The 20,837-nt window shown below is 65.9% G+C and carries 15 protein-coding genes; 7 read left to right on the forward strand and 8 right to left on the reverse strand.

The window, feature by feature from the left end; genetic code table 11:
- Positions 1-127: 127 nt before the first annotated feature.
- The 8 genes from B3E94_RS02970 to B3E94_RS03005 form a co-directional block, all read right to left on the reverse strand.
- Complete coding sequence (locus tag B3E94_RS02970) at positions 128-1,615, reverse strand: efflux transporter outer membrane subunit (RefSeq protein ID WP_286912262.1); 1,488 nt, start codon at positions 1,613-1,615, stop codon at positions 128-130.
- Positions 1,612-4,719 (reverse strand): efflux RND transporter permease subunit, encoded by a 3,108-nt coding sequence (locus B3E94_RS02975; protein WP_176510793.1) that lies wholly within the window; start codon positions 4,717-4,719, stop codon positions 1,612-1,614. The genes B3E94_RS02970 and B3E94_RS02975 overlap by 4 nt, the downstream gene beginning before the upstream one ends.
- A complete protein-coding gene (locus B3E94_RS02980) occupies positions 4,716-7,814 on the reverse strand; it encodes an MdtB/MuxB family multidrug efflux RND transporter permease subunit (protein WP_236235733.1) in 3,099 nt (1,032 codons plus the stop codon). Before B3E94_RS02980 ends, B3E94_RS02975 begins: the two co-directional genes overlap by 4 nt.
- Positions 7,811-9,112, reverse strand: coding sequence for an MdtA/MuxA family multidrug efflux RND transporter periplasmic adaptor subunit (locus B3E94_RS02985; RefSeq protein WP_176510791.1), 1,302 nt, complete (start codon positions 9,110-9,112; stop codon positions 7,811-7,813). Before B3E94_RS02985 ends, B3E94_RS02980 begins: the two co-directional genes overlap by 4 nt.
- A gap of 347 nt (positions 9,113-9,459) precedes the next feature.
- Positions 9,460-9,960, reverse strand: a complete 501-nt coding sequence (gene tpx / locus B3E94_RS02990) for a thiol peroxidase (protein WP_286912263.1) — start codon at positions 9,958-9,960, stop codon at positions 9,460-9,462.
- Between the two features lie 168 nt (positions 9,961-10,128).
- Positions 10,129-11,409 carry an HAAAP family serine/threonine permease gene (locus B3E94_RS02995; protein WP_286912264.1) on the reverse strand — a complete coding sequence of 427 codons (1,281 nt, stop codon included), beginning with the start codon at positions 11,407-11,409 and terminating at the stop codon, positions 10,129-10,131.
- 284 nt (positions 11,410-11,693) lie between these two features.
- The gene (locus tag B3E94_RS03000; RefSeq protein ID WP_286912265.1) at positions 11,694-12,890 is read right to left on the reverse strand and encodes an aromatic amino acid transaminase; all 1,197 of its coding nucleotides are present in this window, start codon (positions 12,888-12,890) and stop codon (positions 11,694-11,696) included.
- A 141-nt stretch (positions 12,891-13,031) separates the two neighbouring features.
- Positions 13,032-14,057: an Ldh family oxidoreductase gene (locus B3E94_RS03005; RefSeq protein WP_286912266.1), complete on the reverse strand. Its 1,026-nt coding sequence runs from the start codon at positions 14,055-14,057 to the stop codon at positions 13,032-13,034.
- A gap of 139 nt (positions 14,058-14,196) precedes the next feature.
- Between B3E94_RS03005 and B3E94_RS03010 the strand changes: the two genes are divergently transcribed.
- From B3E94_RS03010 to B3E94_RS03040, 7 genes are all read left to right on the forward strand, one after another.
- Entirely contained in the window at positions 14,197-15,060 is an 864-nt protein-coding gene (locus B3E94_RS03010) for a MurR/RpiR family transcriptional regulator (protein ID WP_286912267.1), read from the forward strand.
- Positions 15,061-15,081: 21 nt separating this feature from the next.
- Positions 15,082-15,834: a transporter substrate-binding domain-containing protein gene (locus B3E94_RS03015; protein ID WP_236235738.1), complete on the forward strand. Its 753-nt coding sequence runs from the start codon at positions 15,082-15,084 to the stop codon at positions 15,832-15,834.
- A 99-nt stretch (positions 15,835-15,933) separates the two neighbouring features.
- Positions 15,934-16,653: an ABC transporter permease gene (locus tag B3E94_RS03020; protein ID WP_236235739.1), complete on the forward strand. Its 720-nt coding sequence runs from the start codon at positions 15,934-15,936 to the stop codon at positions 16,651-16,653.
- Entirely contained in the window at positions 16,650-17,360 is a 711-nt protein-coding gene (locus tag B3E94_RS03025; protein ID WP_286912268.1) for an ABC transporter permease, read from the forward strand. Before B3E94_RS03020 ends, B3E94_RS03025 begins: the two co-directional genes overlap by 4 nt.
- 16 nt (positions 17,361-17,376) lie before the next feature.
- Complete coding sequence (locus B3E94_RS03030) at positions 17,377-18,621, forward strand: NAD(P)/FAD-dependent oxidoreductase (protein ID WP_286912269.1); 1,245 nt, start codon at positions 17,377-17,379, stop codon at positions 18,619-18,621.
- A gap of 22 nt (positions 18,622-18,643) precedes the next feature.
- On the forward strand, positions 18,644-19,426 hold the full coding sequence (locus tag B3E94_RS03035; RefSeq protein WP_176510781.1) for an amino acid ABC transporter ATP-binding protein: 783 nt from the start codon (positions 18,644-18,646) through the stop codon (positions 19,424-19,426).
- 384 nt (positions 19,427-19,810) lie between these two features.
- The gene (locus B3E94_RS03040) at positions 19,811-20,620 is read left to right on the forward strand and encodes a gamma-glutamyl-gamma-aminobutyrate hydrolase family protein (RefSeq protein ID WP_176517981.1); all 810 of its coding nucleotides are present in this window, start codon (positions 19,811-19,813) and stop codon (positions 20,618-20,620) included.
- Positions 20,621-20,837: the final 217 nt, after the last annotated feature.

Here is a 20,837-nt window from a genome sequence, read left to right on the forward strand (position 1 = left end):
CCTGGGGGAGCCGGCTTGCCGGCGATGGGGCCGGAGCAGGCGGATTCGGTCAGCCTGTTGGGGCCCCATCGCCGGCAAGCCGGCTCCCACAGGGGGGGGTAGGAGACTTCAGAGATTGCGGGGGGCCTCATTGCTGCTGGGCAAACGCCTGCTCTGCGTCCCAACCACCGCCCAGCGCGGCGATCAATTGCACACTGGCCACCAAGCGCCCCTGCAGCAGGTTCAGCACGCTGCGCTCGTTGCTCAGCGCGGTGGTCTGCACGTTCACCACATCCAGGTAGCCGATCAGCCCGGCGCGGTACTGGTTCTCGGTCAGGCGCAGCGATTCACGGGCTGCATCCAACGCTTCCTGGCGCACCCCGGCCTCGTCGGCATACACCTTCAGTTGCACCAGGTAGTTCTCCACCTCCTTGAAGCCATCGAGCACGGTCTGGCGATATTGCGCCACGGTCTGGTCATACACCGCGACGGTACGGTCCACTTCGGCGCTGCGCTTGCCGGCATCGAACAGGGTCAGGGCGAGCTGCGGGCCCACCGACCAGTAGCGGTTGGGCAACTCGATCCAGTTGCTGAAGCTGCTGCTGGAGTAGCCGCCGCTCATGCTCAGGCTCAGGTCCGGGAAGTAGGCGGCGCGGGACACGCCGATGTTGGCGTTGGCCGCCATCACGTTACGTTCGGCCGAGGCAATGTCTGGCCGCCGTTCGAGCAGTTGCGACGGCAGGCTGACGGGGATCTGCGGCAAGGCCGGGATGTTCTTGCTGTCGGCTAGGGCAAAGTCTGCCGGCGCCCGGCCCAGCAACACGGCAATGGCGTTCTCGAACTGCGCGCGCTGCCAGATCAGGTCGATCAGGTCGGCCTCGGTGCTCTTGAGCTGGGTACGCGCCTGGGCAACCGCATCCGGCCCGGCAACCCCGGCGCGGTACTGGTTTTCGTTCATCCGCAGCGAGCGCTGGTAGGCCGCCACGGTGGCCTCCAGCAGGCGCTTCTGCTCGTCGATCACGCGTAGCTGCAGGTAGTTCTGCACCAGCTCGGACTGCTGGCTGAGGCGGATGGCGGCCAGGTCGGCAAAGCTCGCTTCGGCGCTCGCCTCATTGGCGTTGAGGGTCTCGCGCAGCTTGCCCCACAGGTCGATTTCCCAGCTCACGCCCAGTTGCGTGTTGTAGGTGTTGCGAATGCCGCTGCTGTTGTTCGACAAGCTGGAACTGGAGCTGCCGGTGCCCTGGGCCGAACGGTTCTTGCTCGCGCTCAGGTCCAGGCTTGGGAACAGCGAGGCGCGGCTGCTGCGCACCAGCGCTTGGGCCTGGCGGTACTGGGCTTCGGACTGGGCGACGGTCTGGTTGCTGCGGTTGAGCTCCTCGACCAGGGCATTGAGCCCTTTGTCACCGTACACCTCCCACCAGGCGCCACGGGCAATGGCATCGGACGGGCTGGCCTGGGTCCAGCCTTCGGCCTGCTTGAACTGCGCCGGGGTGCTCAGCTCGGGGCGGTGGTAGTCCGGGCTCAAGGTACAGGCGCTGAGCAGCGCCACGCACAGCCCGGCGCCGACCAGGCGCGAGCCACGCCCGCGAGTCAGCAGCTGCAGGGCACGGTGAAGTGGGGTCTGGGCAAAAGTCATAGCGGAGTTTCCAGGGCGGCGTCGGTGCGCACGCCGCGCCAACGGTTGAATCGGTGGCGCAGGCGGTCGAGGTAGAGGTACACCACCGGCGTCGTGTAAAGGGTCAGTACCTGGCTGAAGACCAGCCCGCCAATGATGGTCAGGCCCAGCGGCTGGCGCATCTCGGCGCCCTCGGCGCTGCTGAGCAGCAGCGGCAAGGCGCCGAGGATGGCTGCCAGGGTGGTCATCAGGATCGGCCGCAGGCGCAGCAGGCAGGCGCGGCGGATCGACTCTTCCGGGGTCAGGCCCTGGTGGCGCTCCAGCTGCAGCGCCAAGTCGATCATCAGGATGGCGTTCTTCTTCACCACGCCAATCAGCAGGAACAGGCCCAGCAGCGAAATCAGGCTGAACTCCCCGCCCGTGGCGTACAAGGCCAGCAAGGCGCCAACCCCGGCCGAGGGCAAGGTGGAGAGGATGGTCAGCGGGTGGATGTAGCTTTCGTAGAGGATGCCCAGCACCAGGTACACCAGCACCAGCGCGCCGAGGATCATGAACGGCTGCCCTTCCTGGGTCTTGGCGAAGGCATTGGCGGTACCGCCGAGCTTGGCGATCACTTCCTCGGGCAGGCCGACCTTGGCCACCGCCCGCTCCACCGCGGCCATGGCCTGGTCGGTGCTGTAGCCTTCGGCAACGTCGAAGGCGATGTCTTCGGAGGCGAACTGGCCCTCGTGGCTGACCCGGTCGTTGGCCAGGCTGTTCTCGTAGTGGGCGATGGTCGACAGCGGCACCCGCGCGCCGTCGCCGGTGATCACCTGCACCTGTTCCAGGGTGCTCGGGTCCCAGGCGTACTTGGGGTTGATCTCCAGCACCACCTGGTACTGGTTGAGGCTGTCGTAGATGGTCGAGATCTGCCGCTGGCTGTAGGCGTTGTTGAGCACCGAGGTGACCATGTCCATGTCGATGCCCAGGCGCTTGGCCTGGTCGCGGTCGACCACCAGGGTCACCTGCTGGGTACCGGAGCCGTCGCGGGCGTCGATGGCGGTGAGCTCGGGCAGCGCGCGCATCGCCGCCACCACTTTCGGGAACCACTCGCGCAGGGCCGCGAGGTCGCCGCTCTGCAGGGTGTAGAGGTACTGCGAAGAAGTCTGGTCGCGACCACCGCCGCCCAATTGCAGGTCCTGGTCGGCCATCAGGAACAGCCGCCCACCCGGCACCTTGGGCATTTCCTTGCGCAGGCGCTCGATGACCTTCTGCGCGTCGAGCTTGCGCTCGCTGATCGGCTTGAGGCGCACCAGCACCATCGCGTTGTTGGTGCCGCTGTTGCCACCGATGAAGCCGGCCACGCTCTGCACCGCAGGGTCGGCGAGCAAGGCGCGGCGGTAGATTTCCATTTTCGGCTGCATCACGCTGAACGACAGGCCGTCGTCGCCGCGGATGAAGCCGATCAGCTGGCCGGTGTCCTGCTGCGGCATGAGGGTTTTGGGCACCACCACGTACAGCGCGATGTTCAGGCCAATGGTCGCCAGCAGGCTGAGCAGGGTCAGGCGCTTGTGGCGCAGGGCCCAGCCCAGGCTGGTGTCATAGGCGCCGACCATGCGCCGGTGCAGGTTGTCGCTCCAGCGCTGCAGGCGGGTCGGTTCGGCCCGGTGCGGCTTGAGCCAGCGGGCGCAGAGCATTGGCGTGAGGGTCAAGGACACCACCAGCGAGACGATGATCGCCGCAGCCAGGGTGATCGAGAACTCCTGGAACAGGCTGCGCACGATGCCGCCCATGAACAGGATCGAGACGAACACCGCCACCAGCGAGACGTTCATCGACAGCAAGGTGAAGCCAACTTCCTTGGCGCCGAGAAACGCTGCGCGCATCGGCGGCTGGCCATCCTCGATGTGCCGGGAGATGTTCTCCAGCACCACGATGGCATCGTCCACCACCAGGCCGGTGGCGAGGATCAGTGCCATCAGCGACAGGTTGTTCAGCGAGAACCCGCACAGGTACATCACCGCGAAGGTGCCCACCAGCGACACCGGCACCGCCAGGCTCGGGATCAACGAAGCGCGCAGGCTGCCGAGGAACAGGTAGACCACCAGGATCACCAGCGCCACGGCGATCAGCAAGGTGTGCTCGGCCTCCTTGAGGGTGGCCTTGATCACCGGCGAGCGGTCCATGGCCACGTTCAGCTGCACGTTGGCCGGCAGCAGCGACTGCAGCGCCGGCAACTGCGCCTTGATCTGGTCGACCGTCTCGATGATGTTGGCGCCGCTCTGGCGGTTGACCACCAGCAGCACCGCGCTCTGGTCGTTGAAGAAGCCACTGTTGTAGCGGTTCTCGACGCTGTCGGTGACGGTCGCCACGTCAGACAGGCGCAGGATCGTGCCATTGGCCTGGCGGATCACGATCGGCTCGTAGTCCTTGGCGGTTTCCAGCTGGTCGTTGGCGCGTACCTGCCAGCTGCGCTCGGGGTCTTCGACATAGCCCATGGGCCGGCGCTGGTTGGCATTGGCCACCGCCGTGCGTACTTCGTCCAGCGACAGGCTGTACTGGTTGAGCAGCTGCGGCTCCACCGCGATGCGCACCGCCGGCAGCGAACTGCCGCCGATCTGCACCTCCCCTACCCCGATGACCTGGGCCAGGCTCTGGGCCAGGATGGTGTCGGCCAGGTCGTACAGCTGGCCCTTCTGCAGCACGTCCGAGGTCAGCGACAAGACCATGATCGGTGCCTGGGACGGGTTGAACTTCTTGTACGTGGGCATGCTGCGCATGCCGCTGGGCAGCAGGTTGCGGGTGGCGTTGATGGCCGCCTGCACCTCGCGCGCCGCACCGTCGATGTCACGCCCCTGGTCGAAGCCGATGATCACCCGGGTCGAGCCCTGGTTGGAGCTGCTGGTCAGGGTGCTGACCCCGGCGATGCTGCCCAGCTTGCGCTCCAGCGGCGTGGCCACGGTGGCGGCCATGACCTCGGGGCTGGCGCCGGGCAAGTTGGCCTGCACCACGATCACCGGGAAGTCCATCTGCGGCAGCGGCGCCACCGGCAGCAGGCCGAAGCTGACGCCACCGAGCAGCATGATCGCCAGGCTCAGCAGCATGGTCGCCACCGGCCGGCGAATGAACGGGCCCGACAGGTTCATGCCTGGGCCTGCTGGGTGTCGGTGGCCGGGCGCCAGCGGCGTGCCAGGCGGTCGAAGTACAGGTAGATGACCGGGGTGGTGAACAGGGTCAGTACCTGGCTCACCAGCAACCCGCCGACCATCACCAGGCCCAGCGGCTGGCGCAGCTCGGCGCCGGAGCCGGTGGCGAGCATCAGCGGCACCGCGCCGAACAGCGCGGCCAGGGTAGTCATCAGGATCGGCCGGAAGCGCAGCAGCGCGGCCTGGTAGATGGCATCCTGCGGGCTCATGCCCTGGTGGCGCTCGGCCTCGAGGGCGAAGTCGATCATCATGATCGCGTTCTTCTTGACGATGCCGATCAGCAGGATGATGCCGATGATGGCGATCATGCCCAGGTCGTTGCCGCTGATGATCAGCGCGAGCAATGCGCCGACCGCCGCCGATGGCAGGGTCGAGAGGATGGTCACCGGGTGGATGTAGCTCTCGTAGAGCACGCCGAGCACGATGTACATGGTCACCACGGCCGCCAGAATCAGCAGCAAGGTGCTCGACAGCGACGCCTGGAACGCCTCGGCGGCGCCCTGAAACTTGGTCTGCACGCCGATCGGCATGCCGATGTCCTGCTGCACCTGCTCGATCACCTGGACCGCCTCGCCCAGGGACGCGCCATGGGCCAGGTTGAACGACATCATCACCGCCGGGAACTGGCCGATGTGCGAAATGGCCAGCTGAGCCTGGCGCTGCTCGATGCGCGCCAGCGCCGACAGGCGCACCTGGCCGCCATCGGCCGACTTGACGTGGATCGACTCCAGCGCCTGCGGGCCGATGGTGGCCGCGTCGCGTGCCTGCAGCACCACGCGGTACTGGCTGGCCTGGGTGTAGATGGTGGAAATCTGCCGCTGGCCGAACGCGTCGTACAGGGCGTTGGTGATCTGTGCCACGTTGATGCCCAGGCGGCTGGCCATGTCGCGGTCGATCACCAGGTACACCTGCAGGCCCTTGTCCTGCAGGTCACTGGCAACGTCCTGCAGTTCCGGGCGTTGCTGCAGGGCCTCGACCAGCTTGCCGCTCCATTGCGCGAGCAGGTCGGCGTCGGGCGAGGACAGGCTGAACTGGTACTGGGTACGGCTGACCCGGTCTTCGATGCTCAGGTCCTGCACCGGCTGCATGAACAGGCGGATGCCGACCAGCTTGTCCAGTTGCGGCTGCAGGCGGCCGATGACCTCGGCCGCGGTCACGTCACGCTCGCCGTGGGGCTTGAGGTTGATCAGCAGGCGGCCACTGTTGAGCGTGGCGTTGTCGCCGTCGACACCAATGTAGGACGACAAGCTCTGCACCGCCGGGTCCTGCAGGATCACCTTGCTCAGGGCCTGCTGGCGTTCGCTCATGGCGGCGAACGAGGTGGACTGCGGCGCCTCGGAAATGCCCTGGATCACGCCCGTGTCCTGGGCCGGGAAGAAGCCCTTGGGCACCGCCAGGTAGAGCACCACGGTCAGCCCCAGGCTGGCCACGGCCACCAGCAGGGTCAGCGGCTGGTGCCTGAGCACCCACTGCAGGCCACGGCCGTAATGCTCGATCAGCCAGTCGATCCAGGCGCCGCTGGCGCGGTAGAAGCGGCCCTGCTCTTCTTCCTTGGGCTCGCGCTTGAGCAGGCGCGCGCACATCATCGGCGTCAGGGTCAGCGACACCACCAGGGAAATCAGGATCGCCACCGCCAGGGTGATGGCGAACTCGCGGAACAGCCGGCCGACCACATCGGCCATGAACAGCAGCGGAATCAGCACCGCGATCAGCGAGAAGGTCAGCGAGATCAGGGTGAAGCCGATCTGCCTGGCGCCCTTGAGCGCTGCCTGCAGCGGCGTCTCGCCTTCTTCGATGTGGCGGGAGATGTTCTCCAGCATGACGATGGCATCATCGACCACGAAACCGGTGGCGATGGTCAGGGCCATCAGCGTCAGGTTGTTGATCGAGAAACCGGCCAGGTACATCACCCCGAAGGTGCCGATCAGCGACAACGGCACGGCGATCGAGGGAATTAGCGTGGCGCTGAAACGGCGCAGGAACACGAAGGTGACCATCACCACCAGGACGATGGCGATCAGCAGTTCATGCTGCACGTCCTTGACCGCGGCGCGGATGGTCTGGGTGCGGTCGGTGAGTACCGAGACATCGAGGCCGGCCGGCAGGTTGTCGGTGATCGAGGGCAGCAGTTCCTTGATGCGGTCGACCACCTCGATGACGTTGGCCCCCGGCTGGCGCTGGATGTTCAGCAACACCGCCTGGTTCTGGTTGGCCCAGGCGGCCAGGCGCTCGTTCTCGGCGCCATCGACGATTTCGGCAACGTCCCGCAGGCGCAGCGGCGCGCCGTTGTTGTAGGCCAGGATCAGGTTGGCGTACTCCTCGGGGGAGCGCAGCTGGTCGTTGGCGTCGAGCATCGACACCCGGGTCGGGCCATCGAAGTTGCCCTTGGGCTGGTTGACGTTGGAGGCACCGATCAGGGTGCGCACGTCGTCCAGGTTCAGGCCGTTGGCGGCCAGCGCATCGACGTTGACCTTGACCCGCACCGCCTGGCGTTGGCCACCGGCGATGCTGACCATGCCCACCCCGCTGATCTGCGCGAGCTTCTGCGCAACGCGGGTATCGACCAGGTCGTTGAGCTTGGGCAGCGGCATGGTCTTGCTGGAAATCGCCAGGGTCAGCACCGGCGTGTCGGCCGGGTTGACCTTGTTGTACACCGGCGGCGCCGGCAGGTCGCTGGGCAAAAGGTTGCTGGCGGCGTTGATCGCGGCCTGCACCTGCTGCTCGGCCACGTCCATGTTCATGTCCAGGCTGAAGCGCAGGGTCAACACCGAGGCGCCGCCGGAGCTGGTCGAGGCCATCTGGGTCAGGCCGGGCATCTGGCCGAACTGGCGCTCCAGCGGCGCAGTGACGGCACTGGTCATCACCTGGGGGCTGGCGCCGGGGTACAGGGTCATGACGCGGATGGTCGGGTAGTCGACCTGGGGCAGCGCGGCGACTGGCAGCAGCTTGTAGGCGATCAGGCCGGCCAGGACGATGGCCAGCATGCTCAGCGTGGTGGCGACCGGGCGAAGGATGAACAGGCGCGACAGGTTCATGCGCCCGCCTTGCCTGCTGCTTTGCCGGGTTGGGCTTCATCGGCCTGGGCCGAGCCTTTGGCGTCCTGGCCTTGCAGGTGCTGGCCGGGGGTGGTCGGCACTTGCGAGCTGTCTTCGACCACTTCCACCTTGGTGCCTTCGCGCAGGCGGTCGGTGCCTTCGAGCACCAGGCGCTCGCCGGCCTTGAGGCCTTCGACGATCACGCTGTTCTGGCCGTCGCTGGCGCCGACCTTGAGCTTGCGAATGTTGACCGTGTTCTGGTCATTGACCACATAGGCGAAGGTACCGTCATTGCCGAACTGGATCGCCGCCGCCGGGGCCAGCACCACCTGCTTGAGGGTGTCGGCCAGCAAGCGCACGTTGACGAACTGGTTGGGGAACAACGCCAGGTCCTTGTTCTCGAAGCGGCCCTTGAATTTCAGGGTGCCGGTGGTGGTGTCGATCTGGTTGTCGATGCTGCCCAGCACGCCCGTGGCCTGCATTTTATTGTCGCTGCGGTCCCACGCCTCGACCGGCAGGCTGGCGCCGCTGCGGTAGCGCTCGAGCACGGTGCTCAGCTCGGTTTCCGGCAAGGTGAAGGCCACGCTGATCGGCTCGGTCTGGGTGATCACCACCAGGGCGGTGGCGTCGTTGGCCGCCACCAGGTTGCCCAGGTCGAGCTGGCGCAGGCCCACGCGGCCATTGATCGGCGAGCGGATCTGGGTGAAGTCGAGGTTGAGCTTGGCGTCGTTGACCTGGGCCTGGTTGGTCTTGACCAGCCCCAGGAACTGCGCCACCTGGGCCTCGGCGGTGTCGAGGGTCTGCTTGGCGATGCTGTCTTCGGCGAACAGGCCCTTATAGCGCGCCAGGTCGACCTGGGCGTTCTTCAGCTGGGCCTGGTTCTGTGCCAGGGTGCCTTCGGCCTGCTGCAGGGCGATGCGGTAAGGGCGTGGGTCGATTTCTGCGAGCAGGTCGCCCGCCTTGACCTGCTGGCCTTCCTTGAAGTGGATCTTGACCAGCTCGCCGGCAACGCGGCTGCGCACGTTGACCGTGTTGAGCGCGGTGACCGTGCCCAGGGCCTTGTAATAAAGCGGGAAGTCGCCCACCCGCACCGGGTCGACACGCACTGGCACAGGGTCAGTGGAGCCGCCGAAGCCTGGGCGCCCGCCCATGCCCATGCCTTTGCTCGGGCGCCCGCCCACCGCCTCTTTATGGGCAGGCGTTGCAGGCCACAGCCACCAGGCCAGCAGGGCCACCAGCAGCAGGATCAGCAGGCCGACGAGCCAGCGACGGGGGGATCGGGAGACAGAAGCTTGCATGGGTTGAACGAACCTTGTTCGAGATGACGGCTTGGGGAGGGTGAACGATAAGCACTGGCATCGTTTTAGCAAAGGGCCTTTACCAGAGGTTTACCTTTGCCTGACGTTGCCAAGACGCTGAACTTTAAATGAAAACGGCCCGGAAAGTATTCCGGGCCGTTTCAGGGCGTTGCTTTGAGAGAGGAAGGCCTGGAGAGTTCCGCGCCAGAGCCGGCCCCTTCGCGGGGCAAGCCCGCTCCCACAAGATCACCTCAACGTTGAAGACTTGCGCGATACCTGTGGGAGCGGGCTTGCCCCGCGAAAGGGCCAGTGCAGACGAACCGTCACCGCCCGCCCCTGCACACGCCTTACTTCAGAACAGCCAGCGCTGCTTCGTAGTTCGGCTCGTCGGCGATTTCGCCAACCAGCTCGCTGTGCAGCACTTTATCGTTCTCGTCCAGCACCACTACCGCGCGGGCAGCCAGGCCAGCCAGCGGGCCGTCGGCGATGGCCACGCCGTAGGTTTCGAGGAACTCGCGACCGCGCAGGGTCGACAGGTTCTTGACGTTTTCCAGGCCTTCGGCGCCGCAGAAGCGGGCCTGGGCGAACGGCAGGTCGGCGGAGATGCACAGCACCACGGTGTTGGCCACGTCATTGGCCTGGGCGTTGAACTTGCGAACCGAGGTGGCGCAGGTCGGGGTGTCGACGCTTGGGAAGATGTTCAGCACCTTGCGCTTGCCAGCGAAGTCCTTGAGCGACTTGTCGGCAAGGCCCTCACCTACCAGCGAGAAAGCAGGCGCCTGGGCACCGGCCTGCGGCAGGTTGCCTTTGACTTGCACCGGGTTGCCTTTGAGAGTCACTTGAGCCATGGACGAAATCCTTATGCGGGGTTTGAAAAAGACCCTGAGTTAAGCATGAAGGCGGCCGGGTGCCTATGGGGGGCGATAAAATTGTTCTATTGCCAGACAATTATTGTGGACAAAAAAATGCCCGGGTGGCGACAAGCCAAACGGGCATTGCTTGCATCAGGGCGGGTATCAGGCCAGCAGGCCGTACACCACCGAGGTCAGCGCGACCAGGCCGACCACCGTGACGAACACGTTGGACAGCGCACCGCTGTACTTGCGCATCGAAGGTACGCGACGGATGGCGTACATCGGCATCAGGAACAGCAGCACCGCGATGATCGGGCCGCCGAGCGATTCGATCATGCCGAGGATGCTCGGGTTGAGCGTGGCGACGATCCAGCACACCACCAGCATCAGCGCCGCGACCACTCGGTCCAGGGCCTTGGCCCCCGGGCGCGCGCCGGTCTTGGCGATGATGCCCTTGAGGCCCTCGCTGGCACCGATGTAGTGGCCCAGGAACGACTTGGCGATGGCGACGAAGGCAATCAACGGCGCGGCGAAGGCGATGGTCGGGTTGCTGAAGTGGTTGGCCAGGTAGGACAGGATCGACAGGTTCTGCGCCTTGGCCTCGGCCAGCTGGGCGCTGTCGAGGGTCAGCACGCAGCTGAACACGAAGAACAGCACCATGGCCACCATCAGCAGGTGCGCACGGGCCAGGATCTGCCCGCTGCGCTGGTCGGCGTGCTCGCCGTAGCGGCGCTTCTGGTCGACGGCGAAGGCCGAGATGATCGGCGAGTGGTTGAACGAGAACACCATCACCGGAATCGCCAGCCACACGGTGTGCAGGAAGGCCGAGCCCGACGGCAGCTGGCTGGCGCTGTCGAGGATGCCGCCGGTCCAGTGCGGCACCAGGTACAGGCCCAGCAGCGCCAGGGCGACGATGAACGGGTAGACCAGCAGGCTCATGACCTTGACCGTGGCCTGCTCACCGCAGCGCACGATCGCCAGCAGGCCGAGGATCAGCACGAACGACAGCAGCGCCCGCGGTGGCGGGGCCATGTGCAGCTGGTGCTCCATGAAGCTGCTGACCGTGTTGGTCAGGGCCACGCTGTAGATCAGCAGGATCGGGAAGATGGCGAAGAAGTACAGCACGGTGATCAGCGCACCGGCAGTGATGCCGAAATGCTCTTCGACCACTTCGGTGATGTCGCCGCCATTGCGCCCGGAGAGCACGAAGCGGGTCAGGCCACGGTGGGCGAAGTAGGTCATGGGGAAGGCCAGCGCGGCCAGGATCAGCAGCGGCCAGAAGCCGCCAAGCCCGGCGTTGATCGGCAGAAACAGCGTGCCGGCGCCGATGGCGGTGCCAAACAGGCCAAGCATCCAGGTGGTGTCGTGACGCGACCAGCTCTGCAGCGTTGCCGGGGTCGATTCTTCAAAGCGTTGTTCAACGCTTGGGGCCTGCTCATTCATTCCGGGTGAAGCTCCACTCGCAAGACTGCAACAGGCTGAGAATGGCGAAATAGACCTTCCGCCCTACTCAACCGAATAAAGAAGGGCGCGATTGTGCGCTGATGGTTGCACTTTGGAAAGCCCCACCCGAGGGACGGTTGCACTTGTCATGACAACTGGATAAGCAAAGGGGCCGCTTCGCGCCCCAATCGCCGGCAAGCCGGCTCCCACAAACAGCCCTTGGTGCGGCGCCTGTGGGAGCCGGCTTGCCGGCGATTGGGCCACCAAGCGGCCCCTTCTTCACATCACTTCTGAACGGCGGCAAACGCCTCGGCAACCCGTTGCAGGTTGGCCGGACGCAGGCCCGACATGCACACCCGGCCGCTGTCGATCAGGTACACGCCGAACTCGTCACGCAGGCGGCGTACCTGCTCGACGCTGAAACCGGTGTAGCTGAACATGCCGCGCTGGCGCAGGAAGAACTGGAAGTCCTGGCCCGGCAGCAGCACGGCCAGGGCATCGACCAGCGCCTGGCGCATGTCGAGGATACGCTTGCGCATCACCTCCACCTCTGCCGCCCACTGCGCGTTCAGGGCGGTATCGCCCAGCACGCCGGCCACCAGCTGGGCGCCGAAGTTGGGCGGGCTGGAGTAGTTGCGGCGCACGGTCGCCTTGAGCTGGCCGAGCACGCTCTGGGTGGTGGCTTCGTCGTCGCAGACCACCGACAGGCCGCCGACGCGCTCGCCATACAGCGAGAAGATCTTCGAGAACGAGTTGCTGACCAGGCACGGTACGCCGGCACGGGCCATTTCGCGGATGGCGAAGGCATCTTCGACCAGGCCTTCACCGAAGCCCTGGTAGGCGATGTCGAGGAACGGGATCAGCTGGCGTGCCTTGACCACTTCCACCACTTGCTGCCACTGCTGCGGCTCGAGGTCGGCGCCGGTGGGGTTGTGGCAGCACGGGTGCAGCAGCACGACGCTGTTGGCCGGCAGGCTCTGCAGGGTGGCCAGCATGCCGTCGAAGTCGACGCCGCGGGTGGCCTGGTCGAAGTACGGGTAGGTGTTCACCTTGAACCCGGCACCTTCGAAGATGGCGCGGTGGTTGTCCCAGGTCGGGTTGCTGACCCAGACTTCGGACTGCGGGAAGTAGCGCTTGAGGAAGTCGGCACCGACTTTCAGCGCGCCGGAGCCGCCGACGGTCTGCACGGTGGCCACGCGCTTGCCGGTCACCGCCGGGTGCTCGGCACCGAACAGCAGCGCCTGGATCGCCTGGCGGTAGGCGGCCAGGCCTTCCATCGGCAGGTACAGCGAGGCTTCGTGGTCTACCCCTGCGATGCGTTTTTCCACCGCATCCACCGCCGCCAGCTGCGGCACCACGCCGGCCTCATCGTAGTACAGGCCGATACTCAGGTTGACCTTGTCGGCGCGCGGGTCGGCCTTGAAGGTTTCCATCAACGAGAGGATCGGGTCGCCGGCATAGGCATCGACATGTTTGAACACAGCGTGCAGCTCCTTGGATCAGGACAGTTCGGAAAGACTGCCCTGAGGATACCCGCAGTCGCGGGCGAGGAACATCACCTAATGTGCAAGGTTGTCTATGCAAGATTGCATGGGGGCCGGCTGGCCGGCGATGAGGGGGGTTCAGCCTGCCAACGCCTCAAGCTCCTGCAACTCTTGCTCGGTCACCGCCACCCCTTCGCGCTCGGCGATTTCCCGCTCCCGATAACGCCGCTCACCCGGCATCCGCGACAACCCCACCGCCTGCATCTGTTCGACCAGCTCACGGCTGCGCAAGGCAAACCGCTCGCCTTCGGCCTTGCTCGGGTCGATGACGATGATCAACTGCCCGGTCCAGGGCGTCTTCGCCCCCGGGTGCCCCGACCAGTCGAACTCCCAGGAGAAATGCCCGCCGGTCAGCGCCGCCGCCAGCAGCTCGACCATCATCGACAGCGCCGAGCCCTTGTGCCCGCCGAACGGCAGCAACGCGCCCCCTTCGAGGATGGCCTTGGGGTCGGTGGTCGGCTGGCCACTGGCGTCCACGCCCATCCCTTGCGGCAGCTGCTGCCCGGCACGCGCGGCAATTTGCACATCGCCATGGGCCATGGCGCTGGTGGCCATGTCGAAGACGATCGGGTCATGCCCGGCGCAGGGCGCGGCGAAGGCGATCGGGTTGGTGCCGAACAACGGCTTGCGCGCCCCGTGCGGCACCACGCAGGTCATGCTGTTGACCACGCTCAAGGCCACCAGGCCTTCATCGGCGAATGGCTCGACATCGGGCCACAACGCGGCGAAATGGTGCGAATTGTGGATCGCCAGCACGGCAATGCCAGCGGTGCGGGCCTTCTCCACCAGCAGGCCACGGGCGGCGGCCAGGGCTGGCTGGGCAAAGCCGCCGCCGGCATCGACGCGCACATACGCCGGCGCCACGTCGGTGACCTGCGCCAAGGCCTGGCCGTTCACCCAGCCGCTGGCCAAGGTCGAGACGTAGCCTGGAATGCGGAACACGCCATGGCTGTGGGCACCGTCGCGCTGGGCGCTGGTGCAGTTGTGGGCCAGCACGCCGGCCACGCTTTCGCTGCAGCCGTGGCGCTGCAAAATCGTTTGCAGCAGCCCCTGCAATTGGCTGAACGGCACGCGCACGATGGGGCTGTTGGAAGGTGCGGACATCTGAAGCTCCTTATTGGAATTGGAATGGCAACAGCGTTGGCAACGACAAAAACTTTCCAGCAAGTGACAGCTATCTGTCAAATATTGACTTGATGACAGAAAACATCCATTTTCTGTTTCACACCTCTGGAGTGGCAGCATGAACCAACCGATCAAGCAACGCCTGGAAAACAGCCTGCAAGGGGCCGCCGCCTCAGGCCGCAAGATCGCCAGCTACATGCTCGCCAACCTCCACGAACTGCCCTTCCAGACCTCGGCCAGCATCGCCGCCAAGCTCGGCGTCAGCGAGTCCAGTGTCGGGCGCTTCTGCCGCTCCCTCGGTTATGCCCATCTCAAGGCCCTCAAGCAAGACCTGCAGAACGACCTGGGTGACGGCCCGTGGCTGGTCGGCGACCGCCTGCAGGAATACCGCCAACAGCGCGACGACAGCGCCAGCGCCGGCAGCCTGGAGCTGGAAATCGCCGCCCTGGTGCGGGTGCACGAGTACAGCCGCAGCGCGCCCTGGCACCGCGCCGCCCAGCGCCTGGCCGAGCGGCCGCGGGTGTTCGTCGCCGGCTTTCAGACCGAGCGCGGCGTCGCCCAGTGCATGGCGCACCTGCTGCACTACCTGCGCGACGGCGTGCAGGTGGTCGATGGCAGCGCCGGGCATTTCGGCGAAGTGCTGCTGGGCCGCCCGGAAAACAGCGCCCTGGTGGTGTTCGAGGCGCGCCGCTATTCCCGCCATGCCCTGATGCTGTGCCAGAAGGCGCGCCAGGCAGGCATCCCGGTCACGCTGGTGACCGACACCTTCTGCGACTGGGCCGATGCCAACGCCGACGAGGTGTTTCGCATCCCCACCGAGTTCAATCTGTTCTGGGAATCCACCTCGGCGATGCTGTCGTGGGTGCACCTGATGGTCAACGAGGTCTGCAAGAAACTCGGGCCTGATGTTGAAAAACGCTTGGAAGCGACTGCCGCTCTACATAACGAGTTCGTCGGCTATACGGCGGGCAAACAACAATAGCAAGAGTGCAAGAGGTGCAAGATGAACAAGACCATGGCTATGGTGGGTGCGTGTGCCCTGCTGCTGGCGGGTGCGGCCAGCGCCGAGACCCTGCGCTTCGCCACCGAAGGCGCCTACCCGCCCTTCAACTATGTGGATGCCGATAACCAGCTGCACGGCTTCGACATCGACATCACCCACGCCCTGTGCGAACAGATGAAAGTCCAATGCACCCTCGTCGCCCAGGACTGGGAAGGCATCATCCCGGCGCTGATGGCACGCAAGTACGACGCCGTGGTGGCGTCGATGATCGACACCGAGGAACGGCGCAGGAAAATCGCCTTCACCGACCACTACTACCGCACCCCGCTGACCGTCGCCGTGCCCAAGGACAGCAAGATCAGCGACGCCCAGACCACCTTCAACGGCTACACCGTGGGCGCCCAGTCGTCCTCGACCCAGGCGATCTACGCCGAGGACGTGTACGCCAAGGCCGGCGCCGACGTGAAGCTGTACCCGACCCTGGACGAAGCCAACGCCGACCTCGCCGCCGGCCGCCTGGACGGGGTGATCGCCGACAAGTTCCCGCTGCACGAGTGGCTGAACAAGAACGGCCAGGCCTGCTGCAAGGTGCTGGGTGATGTGGCCGGGACCAAGGCCGACGCCGCCATTGCCGTGCGCAAGGACGACGAGGCGCTGCGCCAGCGGCTCAATACCGCACTGGCCGCGATCGTGGCCAACGGCACCTACCAGAAGATCGCCAGCAAGTACTTCGACTTCGACATCTACAACTGACTATCGGCCCCATCGCCGACCAACCGGCGCCCACGGGCGCTTTGTGGGCGCCGGCTTGCCGGCGATGGGGCCAGGCCCGTCAACCCAAGGGGTAATGTCATGCTCGACCAATTGTCCTTGCTGTCCTTCGCCAGTGGTGGCTGGGGCCAGGCGCTGCTGGCCGGCGCCCTGGTGACCGTGTCACTGGCCCTCGCCTGCCTGCCCATCGGCCTGCCCCTGGGCCTGGCCGTGGCCCTGGCGGCGCGCTCGAAGAAAAAACTCGCCCGCGCCTGGGCCACCACCTTCTCCACCGTATTCCGTGGCCTGCCCGAGCTGCTGACGCTGCTGATCATCTACTACGGCTGCCAGATCGCCGCGCAGAAACTGCTGGCCGCCATGGGCTATGAGGGCGAGTTCCTGATCAACACCTTCCTCGCCGCCATGGCCGCCTTCAGCCTGGTGTTCGCCGCGTTCTCCAGCGAAATCTGGCTGGCCGCCTTCAAGACCCTGCCCAAGGGCCAGCTCGAAGCCTGCGCCGCCCTGGGCCTGGGCAAGCGCACGGCGTTCTTCAAGGTGGTGCTGCCCCAGCTCACCCGCATCGCCTTGCCTGGGCTCTCCAACAACTGGCTGTCGCTGCTCAAGGACACCTCGCTGGTGTCGACCATCTCGCTGGTCGACCTGATGCGCCAGACCAACCTGGCCGTCAGCGTGACTAAGGAGCCGATGTTCTTCTACGGCGTCGCCTGCCTGGGCTACCTGCTGTTCTCGGCGCTGTCGGGGCGGGTGTTTGCCTACCTCGAACGGCGCAGCAACCGCCACCTCTTGGGAGCACGCACATGAGTGCCGAACAACTGCTGGCCCTGGTGCTGGACCCCGACCTGCTGGAACGCTACGGCCCGCGCTTCGTCGATGGCTTGCTGGTGACCGCAAAGCTGGTGGCGATCTCCTTCACTCTGGGCGCCGTGCTCGGCCTGCTGCTGGCCCTGGCACGCCTGTCGCGCCACCTGCTGCTGCAGCGCCTGGCGGCCGGCTACATCTACTTCTTCCGCGGCTCGCCGCTGCTGGCCCAGCTGTTTCTGCTGTACTACGGCCTTGGCTCGCTCAAGGGCTTCTGGCAGGACGTGGGGCTGTGGTGGTTTTTCCGCGATGCGTGGTTCTGCACCTTGCTGGCCTTCACCCTGAACACCGCCGCCTACCAGGCCGAGATCTTCCGCGCCAGCCTGATGGCGGTGGCCCCGGGGCAGCATGAAGCGGCCCGGGCGCTGAACCTCAAGCGCTCGACCACCTTCTTCAAGGTGATCCTGCCGCAATCGCTGCTGGTGGCCATCGGCCCGCTCGGCAACGAACTGATCCTGATGATCAAGGCCAGCGCCATCGCCTCGCTGGTGACCATCTACGACCTGATGGGCGTGACCAAGCTGGCCTTCTCGCGCAGCTTCGACTTCCAGATCTACCTGTGGGCCGCGGTGCTCTACCTGGTGATCGTGGAGGTGGTGCGGCGCCTGCTCAAACACCTGGAAGCCCGCCTGGGCCGCCACCTGAACTGAACGAAGGATGACATCCATGCATTGCCAGACCCTAGTCCTCGGCGCCGGCATCGTTGGCGTCAGCACGGCCCTGCACCTGCAGGCACGCGGGCGCCAGGTGATCCTCATCGACCGCGACGCGCCCGGCAGCGGCACCAGCCATGGCAACGCCGGGCTGATCGAGCGCTCCAGCGTCATTCCCTACGCCTTCCCACGCCAGTTCAGCGCCCTGCTGCGCTATGGCCTGAACCGCCAGCCGGATGTGCGCTACAGCCTGCGCCACCTGCCCAAGGCCGCGCCCTGGCTGCTTCGCTACTGGCAGCAATCGGCGCCCGGGCGCCTGGCCGGCGCCGCCGCCGACATGCTGCCGCTGGTGCAGCGCTGCGTGGAAGAGCACGACGCCCTGATCGAGGCGGCGGGCCTGCAGGGGCTGGTGCGGGCCAAGGGCTGGATCGAGGTGTACCGCGACCCTGCCCTGTTCGACAAGGCCAAGGCCGAGCTCAAGGGCCTGGCCCGCTATGGCCTGCAGTACGAAATCCTCGAGCGCAGCCAGCTGCAGGGGCGCGAGCACCAGCTCGACAGCGCCGTGGTCGGTGGCATCCATTGGCTGGACCCGAAAACCGTCAGCGACCCCGGCGCCCTCACCCGTGGCTACGCTGCGCTGTTCGCCCAGCGCGGCGGGCAGTTCCTCCACGGTGACGCGCGCAGCCTGCGCCAGGCCGAGGGCACATGGTGCGTCGACACCCAACGCGGGCCGATCAGCGCCGATGAAGTGGTGGCCTGCCTGGGCCCGCAATCGGCCGAGCTCTACCAGCACCTGGGCTACCAGTTCCCGCTGGGGATCAAGCGCGGCTACCACATGCACTACGCCACCCAAGGCGGCGCGCAACTGCAGCATTCGATCTGCGACACCCAGGGCGGCTACGTGCTGGCGCCCATGGCGCGCGGCGTGCGCCTGACCACCGGGATCGAGTTTGCCGCCAGCGACGCGCCGGGCAACGAAATCCAGCTCGCTCGCTGCGAGGCCCTGGCCCGCAAGCTGTTCCCGGCCCTGGGCGAGCGCCTCGACGACAAGCCCTGGCTGGGCCGGCGCCCGTGCCTGCCGGACATGCGCCCGATCATCGGCCCGGCGCCGCGGCACAAGGGCCTGTGGTTCAACTTCGGCCATGCCCACCACGGCCTGACCCTGGGCCCGGTCAGCGGCCGCCTGCTGGCCGAATTGCTGACCGGCGAGCGCCCTTTCACCGACCCTGCGCCCTACAGCGCGGCACGTTTCGACTGAAACCTTGCGGGAGAACAACAACATGACCGCCCCTCTCAGCGTTGCCAGCCTTGCCCCTGAACCCGACCCACGCCCGGTCCTGATCCGGATCGAAGGCCTGAACAAGCACTATGGCGCCTTCCATGTGCTGCACGACATCGACCTGCAGGTGCGCGAAGGCGAGCGCATTGTCCTGTGCGGGCCTTCCGGCTCGGGCAAGTCGACCTTGATCCGCTGCATCAACCGCCTGGAAATCGCCCAGCAGGGCAGCATCCAGGTCGCCGGTATCGACCTTTCGGCCACCACGCGCCAGGCCGCCCAGGTGCGCAGCGAGATCGGCATGGTGTTCCAGCATTTCAACCTGTTCCCGCACATGAGCGTGCTCGACAACTGCCTGCTGGCGCCCACCAGCGTGCGCGGCCTGTCGCGCAAGGATGCCGAGGAACGCGCGCGCATGTACCTGAGCAAGGTCGGCATCGAGAGCCAGGCGCACAAGTACCCCAGCCAGCTCTCCGGCGGCCAGCAGCAGCGCGTGGCGATCGCCCGGGCGCTGTGCATGAAGCCGCGGATCATGCTGTTCGACGAGCCGACCTCGGCGCTGGACCCGGAAATGGTCGCCGAGGTACTGGATGTGCTGGTGCAGCTGGCAGGCACGGGCATGACCATGCTTTGCGTTACCCACGAGATGGGCTTTGCCCGGCAGGTGGCGGAGCGCGTGCTGTTCCTGGAAGGTGGGCAGATCATCGAGGACAGCCCGCCAGAGGTATTCTTCAACCAGCCGCGCACGGCGCGGGCCAAAGGGTTCCTGGCGCAGATTCTTCACTGATTTCACTGGCCTCATCGCCGGCAAGCCGGCTCCCACAGGTCTTGCGGGGGGCGGCTTGCCGGCGATGGGGCCGCAAGGCCCCCTTCATTGCACCGCTGCAATGAACCAACTGCGTCGTTAAATATTATTGACCTCACCCCCTGGCAAACCCTTGCCGCCTCAGGCTCGCAAGGGTTTCAGCCCCTTGAAATCGGCGCAAAACCCCTCCCCACGGCCCCTTCAGCCGTTTGACATATCGAACGGCTCTGGCAAGCTATCTCCAAGCCCCGACCGGAATCGTCGCCTCTGACGAGCCGGCAGTGCTCGGGGCTTCAGGTGACACACCAGGCCCTGAGCCGTGCGCCTGCACAACAACGGTAGGTCGAACCTGCCATAAGGTGACATATGTCCAACAGCAACATTGGCAACAAGCAACCCTCCCTGCGCAAACCCGTCGTCCTGATGACCATGGGCAGCCAAGAGCGCAAAGGCCATGACTACCAGGTCATGACCCACAAATACATCACCCCGCTGGTCGAGTTCTCCGATTGCGTCCCGGTACTGGTGCCCACCTGCTGTGGCGTCGAAGACCTCGAGACCTATCTGGACATGGCCGACGGCGTGTACCTGACCGGTGCCGGCAGCAACATCGAGCCGAGCCTGTACGGCCAGGAAAACCAGACCCCTGGCAAAGGCCAGGACGTCAACCGCGACCTGTTCGATATCCCGCTGGTCAAGGCAGCGCTCAAGCGCGGCCTGCCCATCTTCGGCATCTGCCGTGGCATGCAGGAAATCAACGTGGCGCTGGGTGGCGACATCTACCAGAAGGTCTACGCAGAGCCTGGCTTCAACGACCACCGGGAAAACCCGGAAGACCCGGTCGAGGTGCAGTACGCCCAGGTTCACAGCGTGAAGATCAAGCCAGGCAGCTGGCTGCGTGACACCCTCGGCACCGACGAGATTCGCGTGAACTCGCTGCATGGCCAGGGCCTGCGCAACCTCGGCGCCGGCATCGAGCCAATCGCCCACGCCGAAGACGGCCTGGTCGAGGCGATCCACGCGCCAAGCATCTCGCCGTTCCTGTTCGCGGTGCAGTGGCACCCGGAATGGCAAGCCGCGAAGAACCCTGACTCGATCAAGATCTTCCAGGCCTTCGGCGACGCCTGCCGCGCCCAGGTGCGCAAGGCCCAGGTCAAGCGCCAACACGCCGCCTGACCCCAAGCTTCGTTAGTTTTGATCGCGGGGCGGCGCAACGTCGCCCCCGCTTCCCCGGTCACCCTCTGCTGGTCCCAGAACACTTCCCGTGGATGCGGGCGGCGGGCTTGTGCCTGTCTCCGCGATCGTTTTTTCCTTCCCTATCCTCCAAAGAGGCGATAGCCGTTCTGGCACTTCGCTTTTGGATCGCCACCACGATTGCGGCAAAATACTGGCC

It is taken from the genome of Pseudomonas sp. UBA6315 (assembly GCF_002438125.1).
Classification (GTDB): domain Bacteria; phylum Pseudomonadota; class Gammaproteobacteria; order Pseudomonadales; family Pseudomonadaceae; genus Aquipseudomonas; species Aquipseudomonas faucium.

Excerpts from the sequence above, each read along its gene's own strand:
- B3E94_RS02970 (WP_286912262.1), bottom strand. The coding sequence starts at position 1,615 with ATGACTTTTGCCCAGACCCCACTTCACCGTGCCCTGCAGCTGCTGACT.
- B3E94_RS02975 (WP_176510793.1), bottom strand. The coding sequence starts at position 4,719 with ATGAACCTGTCGGGCCCGTTCATTCGCCGGCCGGTGGCGACCATGCTG.
- B3E94_RS02980 (WP_236235733.1), bottom strand. The coding sequence starts at position 7,814 with ATGAACCTGTCGCGCCTGTTCATCCTTCGCCCGGTCGCCACCACGCTG.
- B3E94_RS02985 (WP_176510791.1), bottom strand. The coding sequence starts at position 9,112 with ATGCAAGCTTCTGTCTCCCGATCCCCCCGTCGCTGGCTCGTCGGCCTG.
- tpx (WP_286912263.1), bottom strand. The coding sequence starts at position 9,960 with ATGGCTCAAGTGACTCTCAAAGGCAACCCGGTGCAAGTCAAAGGCAAC.
- B3E94_RS02995 (WP_286912264.1), bottom strand. The coding sequence starts at position 11,409 with ATGAATGAGCAGGCCCCAAGCGTTGAACAACGCTTTGAAGAATCGACC.
- B3E94_RS03005 (WP_286912266.1), bottom strand. The coding sequence starts at position 14,057 with ATGTCCGCACCTTCCAACAGCCCCATCGTGCGCGTGCCGTTCAGCCAA.
- B3E94_RS03010 (WP_286912267.1), top strand. The coding sequence starts at position 14,197 with ATGAACCAACCGATCAAGCAACGCCTGGAAAACAGCCTGCAAGGGGCC.
- B3E94_RS03015 (WP_236235738.1), top strand. The coding sequence starts at position 15,082 with ATGAACAAGACCATGGCTATGGTGGGTGCGTGTGCCCTGCTGCTGGCG.
- B3E94_RS03020 (WP_236235739.1), top strand. The coding sequence starts at position 15,934 with ATGCTCGACCAATTGTCCTTGCTGTCCTTCGCCAGTGGTGGCTGGGGC.
- B3E94_RS03025 (WP_286912268.1), top strand. The coding sequence starts at position 16,650 with ATGAGTGCCGAACAACTGCTGGCCCTGGTGCTGGACCCCGACCTGCTG.
- B3E94_RS03030 (WP_286912269.1), top strand. The coding sequence starts at position 17,377 with ATGCATTGCCAGACCCTAGTCCTCGGCGCCGGCATCGTTGGCGTCAGC.
- B3E94_RS03035 (WP_176510781.1), top strand. The coding sequence starts at position 18,644 with ATGACCGCCCCTCTCAGCGTTGCCAGCCTTGCCCCTGAACCCGACCCA.
- B3E94_RS03040 (WP_176517981.1), top strand. The coding sequence starts at position 19,811 with ATGTCCAACAGCAACATTGGCAACAAGCAACCCTCCCTGCGCAAACCC.